General features: G+C 35.7%; 6 protein-coding genes. 4 read left to right on the top strand and 2 right to left on the bottom strand.

Features of this window, described 5'->3' with window-relative positions; all coding sequences use genetic code 11:
• Positions 1-1,368 (top strand): LamG domain-containing protein (locus F6K23_RS08240; protein ID WP_293153237.1); only part of this gene is annotated, 1,368 nt, incomplete at its 5' end.
• Between the two features lie 251 nt (positions 1,369-1,619).
• On the opposite strand, the gene F6K23_RS08235 is transcribed toward F6K23_RS08240, so the two are convergent.
• Positions 1,620-1,949 (bottom strand): FeoA family protein, encoded by a 330-nt coding sequence (locus tag F6K23_RS08235; protein ID WP_293153235.1) that lies wholly within the window; start codon positions 1,947-1,949, stop codon positions 1,620-1,622.
• 718 nt (positions 1,950-2,667) lie between these two features.
• Here F6K23_RS08235 and F6K23_RS08230 point away from each other — a divergent pair.
• The 3 genes from F6K23_RS08230 to F6K23_RS08220 all read left to right on the top strand — a co-directional run bounded on the left by F6K23_RS08230 (position 2,668) and on the right by F6K23_RS08220 (position 6,288).
• Positions 2,668-3,771: a glycosyl transferase gene (locus F6K23_RS08230; protein WP_293153233.1), complete on the top strand. Its 1,104-nt coding sequence runs from the start codon at positions 2,668-2,670 to the stop codon at positions 3,769-3,771.
• Positions 3,772-4,120: 349 nt separating this feature from the next.
• Positions 4,121-5,770 carry a mechanosensitive ion channel family protein gene (locus tag F6K23_RS08225; RefSeq protein WP_293153231.1) on the top strand — a complete coding sequence of 550 codons (1,650 nt, stop codon included), beginning with the start codon at positions 4,121-4,123 and terminating at the stop codon, positions 5,768-5,770.
• Between the two features lie 101 nt (positions 5,771-5,871).
• Positions 5,872-6,288: a secondary thiamine-phosphate synthase enzyme YjbQ gene (locus F6K23_RS08220; RefSeq protein ID WP_293153229.1), complete on the top strand. Its 417-nt coding sequence runs from the start codon at positions 5,872-5,874 to the stop codon at positions 6,286-6,288.
• Between the two features lie 749 nt (positions 6,289-7,037).
• Here F6K23_RS08220 and F6K23_RS08215 read toward each other — a convergent pair.
• Complete coding sequence (locus F6K23_RS08215) at positions 7,038-7,541, bottom strand: heme-binding protein (protein WP_293153227.1); 504 nt, start codon at positions 7,539-7,541, stop codon at positions 7,038-7,040.
• Positions 7,542-8,619 lie beyond the last annotated feature (1,078 nt).

The raw sequence follows: 8,619 nt of genomic DNA, 5'->3' as shown, positions 1-8,619 counted from the left end.
GGTAAAGAAAATCCTCTAAGCTCAATTACTCAGGTTAAATTTGGTTGTGGTTATGGGTTTTATAATGGTAAAGTTGCTCATCTACGAATTTATGACCGAGTATTGTCACCTGAAGAAATTAATGAATTGATGACAGTTGATGAGGCCGATGAAACCGACAGCACATCAACAACGGATGGTACTGATACCACTGGTGAAACCGATACTACATCAACAACGGATGGTACTGATACCACTGGTGAAACCGACAGCACATCAACAACGGATGGTACTGATACCACTGGTGAAACCGACAGCACATCAACAACGGATGAAACTGATACCACTGGTGAAACCGATACTACATCAACAACGGATGAGACTTCTAAACCTATAGATATAGATAGTGGTTTACATCTCAATCTCCCGCTCAATGAAATAGTAGAAAACTCAGCAAAAGAAAAAGAAGTAGTTGATTCCTCAGACGGAAAACTCAATGGCAAAGTTTATGGTGCTGAAGTCATAAATGACCCGAACTTTGGCAACTGTATAGGTTTTGATGGAGTAGATGATTATATCGAACTACCCCCAACAGCTATTCCCGAAACTAATGAAATCACAATTAGTTTTTGGGCAAACGGTGGAGAGTCTCTACCCAAACAAAGCTCTATCTTGTTAGCACAAGATAAAACTAATCACAGGGTAGTTAATATTCACTTACCATGGTCAGACAGTACCGTATACTTTGATTGTGGAAATAAAACCTCTTCTTTTGACAGAATTGAACAATTAGCTCAAGTCTCTGATTTTAAGGGTAAATGGAATCACTGGGCATTTACAAAGAATGTTGCTACCGGCGAGATGAAAATTTATCTCAATGGTAGTTTGTGGCATAGTGGTACAGGTAAAGATCAAGAATTAAGTCAAATTACTCAAGTAAAATTGGGTTGTGGTTATGGGTTCTATGAGGGCAAAGTTGCCGATCTGCGAATTTATGATCGAGTGTTATCTCAAGAGGAAATTAACGAACTAATGAAAGTAAATCAACCTGCTACAACATCAACGACTGGTGAAACAGAGACTACACCAACGACTGATGAAACTGATACTACCCAAAAACCTATGGAATATCGGATTTATCAGGTCAAAGGTAATCCCACAATCAAAACTGGATATTCAGCGTCAGAATGGACTGCAGTTATTGCCGGATTTAATTCTGGAGCAAAGCAGAAAAACAAAGCCTCAGCATTGACGATCATGCCTGTTGTTGAGGATGAAGAATGGAAAATTAAGTGCGATATTAAGGATGCAGACGATCGCTATTGGGATGTAGCAGTTTTATTTATCAGGAATAATATGGTAAATAGGGTCAACAACTTTTATCGTTAGAGAGCTGTAGTCTAATATCAAGTAACATTAATTAACCGCAATGTAAGGACGTTGCATGCAACGTCCCTACCAGGTTGGGTAAAGATTGTTTATTACAGTTATTTAATGAGACATGATATAAAACAGTCTCTGATAGAATTTTTTGGGGTAGCATTTTATGGCTGCCCTTTTTGATTTATATAGAACCCCTGATCGTATCTTTCATTCTGGCAATTCTCAAATCCAAAATTCTGTTCATCAAAAATTTCAAATCATTCGTCACTATGCAACACTTGAACAAAAATTGTTTTTGCTTCTTCTCTCCTAATTGCTAATTCTGTACTCATGCCTACTCTGATATGAAGTGGTCCGCCAAAGCAACTTTTTCGTAATACCATTATTTGTTTTTCTGGCACAACTCCCATAGCTTTAAAACGTTTCACTAATACTTCACCATAAGTATCTATTTCAATTCTTTTAATAATTGCTGAACTTTGGATCTCTAGACAAGATAAATCCATCAGTTGTGTAGTAGTTTTACTATCTAAATATTGGTTATTTTCTGCGTCAAAATTTATTTTTTCTGGATGATTAGACAACATTTTTAAAGTAGTTTTTTTATCTTGATGAGTGTGAATTATTATATCATGTCTGGTTGAATAGTTATAATTACAGCTCGTAGTAGGGCTTTAGCCCGTGAGATACCTATATTAGGACTAAAGCCCTACTACAAACAAAAACTTTTTTGATCACTAATTAATCAAAATTTATCTTACAAAACAAATATACTTTTTAGGCATTATAACATAACTGGTAATATTTTAGTTGAAGAACGCTCTAATTATAAAATATTTAATTTTTTATGAGCATCTTACTAATAGACATCTGGTGATAATCAAAAAGAAAATCAATTATCGCGAAAAAATCATCAATTCTTTCCGCCTACTCTGTAGAAACGTTGCATCCAAAGTCCCTACCTACTCCCTACTCCCTCTGTAAGCATTTCCCCCGGAATGCTGCGCAAACAGCTATTAGCAGTCAGCTAGCCTCCTCCGGAGGAACTACGTTAACAGCAATTAGTAATAAATAATTACTTCTCAGGTTTAGAAATGGGACTTTGGCAGTCAATTTTTACTCTTTCTCAATTTCAAAGGTTGCTTTTACCTTCTCCAAAATTAATAGCTGAAGTCCGCAGTTCCTCTGCAAGAGGCTAGCTAATAGCTGACGGCTGAATGTTTACTCCCTCTTTTCCGGAGAGGTCTAATGACTACTGTTGAAACTTATTATAGGATATTATTAATCTTTAATTAAAAAATTCCCATGTCTCGACCTACATTATATATTGCTATTACTAACCATGGATTTGGTCATGCTGTACCCATATCATCAGTTGCTAATCTGGTGCAAAAAATGTGTCCAGATGTTTTATTAATTATGGTGACAACTGCTCCCCGTTGGTTATTAGAATCTTATATTTCTGGGGATTTTATTTATCGTCCCCGTGCTTTTGATGTGGGAGTTATTCAATCAGATAGTATCACTATGGATAAACAAACTACCATAGAAAAATTGAAAGAAATTCGGAGTAAAGAACGGTCAATTATTGCTGGAGAAGTAAATTTTATTAAACAAAATCGAGTAGATTTATTATTAGCAGATATCCCGCCACTTGCTGCTAAAATTGCTCAAGCTGCCGATATTCCTTGTTGGATGTTGAATAATTTTGGTTGGGATTTTATTTATCGTCCTTGGGGTGGTGAATTTGTGGAAATTGCTGATTGGATAGGAGAATGTTTTGGGCAATGTGACCGTTTATTTCGTCTCCCACTCCACGAAGCTATGAGTGCTTTTCCTAATGTTTTTGATGTGGGATTAACTGGGGGCACTCCACATTATCAACCTGAAGAAATTAAAGCAAAGTTTGGTATTTGTACAGACAAAGAAAAAACTGTTTTACTGACTTTTGGTGGTTTAGGTTTAGCACAAATTCCCTATCAAAATATATCTCGTTTTCCTGACTGGCAATTTATTACTTTTGATAGTAACGCTCCAGAGCTTCCCAACCTCATAAATGTCAGAAATAAATTAGATAAAAATCACACACAATTACTCAATATTCGACCTGTAGATTTCATGCCAATATGTGGCAGAATTATTTCCAAACCAGGATATAGCACATTTGCTGAAGCCTTAAAATTAGAGACACCTGTTGTGTCATTAATCAGAGAAGGTTTTGCTGAATCAAAATTATTATTAGAAGGTATTCAAGATTATAGTTATCATCAAATTTTACCTCCAACAGAATTTTTTGAAAGTGATTGGGGATTTCTCAAACAACCCCTACAACCACCCCGTAAATCTGAAAAATTAGATAAGAATGGCAGTGAAGCGATCGCTAAAGCAGTTGTAGAATATTTACATTGAAGAAGGCAGTTCATTAATTGATAATTGATAATGGATAATTGATAATTACCTCTGGTTAACACCGTTACGGAATTGAATATCAGGAAATATTATTTCTTCAACACTCAAAAAGGAGCGTATTTTAGGCGCATAGTTGGGCAGAACAATCTTGGGACAATTCTTACTTCTACCTTCTCGTTCATTCCCATTTCTCCTGTCTCCCCCTCCACGGTCGGGGGAGGGGCGAGGGGTGGGTTGTCTCCTGTCTCCTACCCCTACTCAAAGACTAGTGAAGCGCAAACCCTAATTAGTAATGAATAATTCTTTCAACTTTCTAATTACTGCACAATCTATATCCAGGAAAACAATTATGACCCCTAAAATTAATATTAACAACTTCATTGAAATTGACATTAACAGCATCATTGCAATGGGAGTTGAAATCCTATTTATAATATGTCTATTTGTAGTAATCAAATTTTTTGTAAACAGAGCATATCAACAATTAATTAAAGTATCATCAATTAAAAAAAAGAAAAAAGATGTTGAAGTTATATACCGAAATATTCAGATATTATTAACTATAAGTTGCTTACTATTATGTCTATTAATTGCTGGGGTTAATGGATGGCTTATTTATCAAGGAAAAAATTTAATCGAATATCAACTTTCTTTGATTAAAAGTATTTCCTTTGATTACCTGCTAGCTATAGGAATTAGAGTACTCAAAATCTTAGGCATACTAATTTTAACTAAATGGAGTATTCCATATATAAATAAATTTATAATCTGGTCAAAAGAGTGGGCAAAAAACGTCGATCAAATCACTGCAAATGACGCCAGTATTGACAATTTATTTGAATTTTTCAAGAGCAACTTTAATAATATTATTTGGCTGTTATATGTGACTATATCAGCTCAAATAATTGTATTTCCAGCAGTAATTATCAAATATTTGTATATAAGTTTGCAGGTTTATATGATTATTATTACAGGATTACTATTTATTAAAGCTAATACAACAGTTATTGATACCTTAGATGGTCTTAGCAAGAAATATTCCGATAAAAGAAATATTTTGCGGGTCTACGATCGCCTAAGTAAATTAATTCCTCTTGCCAAAAGATGTCTTGAATATGCAATCTATATTACTACAGCTACTTTATCTATTCAAAAAGTTGATTTTATTGCTGGTTTAGCTCCTTATGGTCCTTTATTTTTGCAAATAATTGGGATTATATTTATGAGTCGTGTTGTTCAAGAAATTGGTCAACTGTTACTAGAAGAAGTTCTACTGCGTGAGGGCGATAAAGATGATATATCTAAACAGAGACGACAGACATTTTTACCTTTATTTCAAAGTTGTATTAAATACCTGATTTACTTTGGCACAGGGATAGCAATTCTTTATACTATTAAAATTGACCCGACTCCTATTTTAGCAGGTGTAGGTATTTTAGGTTTAACAATTGGAATGGGAGCACAAAGTCTGGTTGAAGATATAGTTGCAGGTTTCTTTATTTTGTTTGAAAGTTACTATTTGGTAGGAGATTTTGTAGAGATAAATGGCGTAAGTGGTTTTGTCACGGGAATAGAATTAAGAACAACTCGCATTAATGGTGGAGATAAAAATTATATTATCCATAATCGTGATGTTAAGGATATAGTTAATCACTCTAGCTATAGTAGTGCAGTGGTTATGCTAAAAATTCCTTATCAAGTTAAGATTAGTCAAGTCTCTGAAATTATAGAGAAAGTTGGAAAAAAGTTGCTAGAGAATTATTCGGAAGACATAATTGAACCAACAACAATAGAAGGAGTAGAAGAATTTGCTGAAAATCACATATTAATCGAAATAGTTACAGAAGTTAAACCAGGAAAACATTTCACGATTCAGAAAGTTTTAGGTATAATGATTAAAGAAGCTTTTGAGGATGCAAATATTGAACTTAGGGTGGTTAATCATGTAACACTGAGTGACGATAAACCTATTCCAATATTTTTAAAACCTTTACATTAAAGTAAGGAATAAGGAGTAAATCTTGAAAAAAGGAGGAGCGGTAGTAACTGATAACTGATAACTGATAACTGATAACTGATAACTGATAACTGATAATTGAAATGACTCACTATCAACAATTACTCCAAATAAACACCTCAGGCAAGTCGCTGTTGAAAATAACTTCTAAAGTGCAAGAAAGTGTCGCCAAATCAGGGGTGAAAACAGGTTTATGTAATCTATTTTTACGGCACACTTCCGCTAGTTTAATAATTCAAGAAAATGCCGATCCAGATGTATTAGTTGATTTGGAAAACTTTATCTCGAAATTGGTACCAGAAGGTTATCATTATATTCATAGCGCTGAAGGTCCTGATGATATGCCTGCTCATATTCGCAGTGTTTTAACTCATACTTCAGAACAAATTCCGATTAATAATGGCAGATTAGTATTAGGTACTTGGCAAGGAATTTATGTTTGGGAACATCGCAAACGTAGTCATTGTCGAGATTTAGTAATTCATATTAGTGGAGAATAATTTTATAGCAGAAGGAAGAAGGAAGAAGGAAGAAGGAAGAAGGAAGAGGGAAGAGGGAAAAGATGCCCATTCATTCATTATTTACAAGCTCCTAAAATTATGGGAATTTTCCTATTCCTTATTCTCTGTCAACACAGTTTTGTCACACTGTTTTTGACAAAATTAGTATTATTTTTTTCTTTTAGGTTTAATATCCCACTGTCTACATTGTGTTTAGAGGTTGTCTGAGAAGTCTCACTTGCTACATCAAAGCCCCCGCGCATCCCCCTTGCATTGGGGGACTTTTACCAGCTAATGGATTCTTGTTCCCCCCAGAATTGGGGGGCTAGGGGGGCAAAATTCAGTATTAAACAACTTTAAGGAAGAAGGAAGAGGGAAGAAGGAAGAAGCAAAAATCCTGCGTTGTCTAAGTTTTAAGCTTTAGCAGAAGAAAGAAGAAAATCACGCACCGCTTGCTTTTGGGGCATTGTTGAATTGAAGTATGAATGCGCGATTGTTTGGTTCTGGTCAAGCCCCCGCACATCCCCCATTAAATACAAAGCGTAGCATCCTTTGGCTTCCCCCGATCCTGCGGGGGACGGGAGGGGGATTAATAAAGGGGGACTTTTAGAGTTTTATTCCCCCCAATTTTGGGGGGCGAGGGGGGCAAAATCATACCCATAATCAGCAACACCGCTTTTGGATAGTGTGTTATATCATGTTCGTATAATCAGTTATAAAAAAACTTCTGCCTTCTGCCTTCTGCTGTATCACTTCAACCTAATTTCAATCTGCACCTCACTCCGTTTCAAATCTTCCGGTGTCATTGGTGAATTATACAACAACCGTCTTGGCGGACTTACAACTTCATATTCTGGGTGTTGCACTAACCATTCTTTCAGCTTTTGCAAATTTTGTTCGTAGCTCTCCCAACTATAAGCACCCTGTACCCCAATACTCACAACCGTCATCGGCAAAGTATCTCTCACCATCACCTGAGAATCAATTTTCTGGGGAGTCATGTCTGGAGTTGAATAGAGAAAAGATACTTCTGTTTCTTCGCCTTCTTTGACATAACGTGCTTCCACAGGGGTTGTCATGGCAATTTGATTACTGCTGATATGTTGATATAGTGGGTCGAAAGCTGCTCTGGTTGCCATCCGGGAATCACCTGTATGGGTGTAGGTGACAGCGCGATATTGGGGATATTCTTTAACTTCGATGATATTTGCCTCAGTAGGTTGAGGAAAACCTTGGGGTAAAGATGCAGACATTTCAAAATTTGGGTTGATTTACTATTTCATTATAGAATAGACATCAACTGCCGTAACTATTGTCCAATAGATAAATAAACATTAATCAAAGGAAAAATCAGCGTTCGCGAGAACTTCTGTAACTATTGTTCAATAGATAAATAAACATCAATCAAAGGAAAAATCAGCGATCGTGAAAACTGCTTTAACTATTGTTCAATAGATAAATAAACATCAATCAAAGGAAAAATCAGCGATCGCAACAACTGCTGTAACTATTGTCCAATAGATAAATAAACCAGGACTTACGCAGAGACTCTACATATAGCGAGGGCGAATGCCATTTGCCCCTACAAATGGTGGTTTCAAGGTCAATTTGCGATAGATAAATCAAAATCAATCAAAGGAAAAATCAGCGTTCGTGAACACTTCTGTAACTATTGTCCAATAGATAAATCAACATCAATCAAAGGAAAAATTAGCGCTGGCGAAAACTGTTGTAACTATTGTCCAATAGATAAATCAAAATCAACCAGGGAAAAGAGAGCGTTCGCGAATACTTCTGTAACTATTGTCCAATAGATAAATCAACATCAATCAAAGGAAAAATTAGCGTTCGCGAACACTTCTGTCACTATTGTTCAATAGATAAATCAACATCAATCAAAGGAAAAATTAGCGTTCGCGAACACTTCTGTCACTATTGTCCAATAGATAAATCAAAATCAATCTGGGAAAAATTAGCGTTCGCGAACACTTCTGTCACTATTGTCCAATAGATAAATCAAAATCAATCTCGCAAAAGAGAGCGATCGCGAAAACTGTTGTAACTATTGTCCAATAGATAAATCAAAATCAATCTCGCAAAAGAGAGCGATCGCGAAAACTGTTGTAACTATTGTCCAATAGATAAATCAAAATCAATCTGGGAAAAATTAGCGCTCGCGAAAACTGTTGTAACTATTGTCCAATAGATAAATCAAAATCAATCTCGCAAAAGAGAGCGATCGCGAAAACTGTTGTAACTATTGTCCAATAGATAAATCAAAATCAATCTCGCAAAAGAGAGCGATCGCGGAAACTGCCGTAACTATTGTCC

The organism is Okeania sp. SIO2C9 (genome assembly GCF_010672455.1).
GTDB lineage: Bacteria > Cyanobacteriota > Cyanobacteriia > Cyanobacteriales > Microcoleaceae > Okeania.
Note: the sequence above shows the minus strand (reverse complement) of the source record. Positions and strands in the feature narration are given on the sequence as shown.

Bases quoted from the DNA above. Each gene is read 5' to 3' on its own strand.
- F6K23_RS08235 (WP_293153235.1), bottom strand. From the start codon at position 1,949: ATGTTGTCTAATCATCCAGAAAAAATAAATTTTGACGCAGAAAATAAC.
- F6K23_RS08215 (WP_293153227.1), bottom strand. From the start codon at position 7,541: ATGTCTGCATCTTTACCCCAAGGTTTTCCTCAACCTACTGAGGCAAAT.
- F6K23_RS08225 (WP_293153231.1), top strand. From the start codon at position 4,121: ATGACCCCTAAAATTAATATTAACAACTTCATTGAAATTGACATTAAC.
- F6K23_RS08220 (WP_293153229.1), top strand. From the start codon at position 5,872: ATGACTCACTATCAACAATTACTCCAAATAAACACCTCAGGCAAGTCG.
- F6K23_RS08230 (WP_293153233.1), top strand. From the start codon at position 2,668: ATGTCTCGACCTACATTATATATTGCTATTACTAACCATGGATTTGGT.